Origin of the sequence: Hyphomonas sp. UBA3601, assembly GCF_002375605.1 — a bacterium.
GTDB lineage: Bacteria > Pseudomonadota > Alphaproteobacteria > Caulobacterales > Hyphomonadaceae > Hyphomonas.
This window is the reverse complement of the sequence record NZ_DFME01000110.1, coordinates 7683-8401: the sequence shown is the minus strand read 5'-3', so window position 1 is coordinate 8401 and position 719 is coordinate 7683. Positions and strand designations below refer to the sequence as shown.

Sequence of the window (719 nt, the reverse complement as noted above, 5' to 3'; positions counted from 1 at the left end):
GTCCCTGCAGCCGGCGGCGTGAACGGTTCGATCCGCGATCTTGCGCTCTATGCCCGGGCGCATATGGGATTGCTGCCGGATATCCTCAGTGATTCCGCCCTCGAACTGCTCCAGACCCCGCGCATTTACACGCGGCGCGAACAATCGGGCATGTCCCGACGCTATCGGGGTACAGTCCGGGATGCCCGCTACGCGCTTGGCTGGCGCGTCTACAAATACGGAGAGGCGGGCGACCGGGTGGTTGGCCATCGCGGCGCGGTGGAAGGCTACCGATCCTATATCCTGTTCGATCCGGACCGCGACACCGGAGTCGTCATTCTCTGGAACTCGAGCTCTCGCCGCCCCAATGGGATAGGGTTCGAGGTCATGGATATGGTCTACAACCTACCCTTCCGGGACTGGATGGAGCTGGACGCGCACGCCAGCGCAGGCAGTCGCTGACATCTCCCTCACGAGGGCGTTAGCCCGGCGCACGCAGTCGTGACGCGATCTTTTCCAGGCATCAGGCTATGCGGGGGCATCTTTCGCCCCATACTTCAGACCCGATGCTTATGCCTGATCTCCACTTTCTTGTTCGCCCGCTCGTTGGCCTGGCTCTGGCAAGCTGCCTCGCCCTGCCCGGTGTGGCGCAGGGAAATGACGCATGGACCCAGCTTCTTGAAACCTATGTCCATGAAAGCACGGACGGCGTGAACCGCGTGGACTATGCCGCGCTTTCT

1 protein-coding gene is annotated in these 719 nt (G+C 62.3%); it reads left to right on the top strand.

Annotated elements, in window-relative coordinates; all coding sequences use genetic code 11:
• Positions 1 to 441, top strand: a 441-nt coding sequence (locus tag B4F73_RS11200) for a serine hydrolase (RefSeq protein WP_290481256.1), incomplete at its 5' end; no start/stop codon positions are given.
• Between the last annotated feature and the right edge of the window lie 278 nt (positions 442 to 719).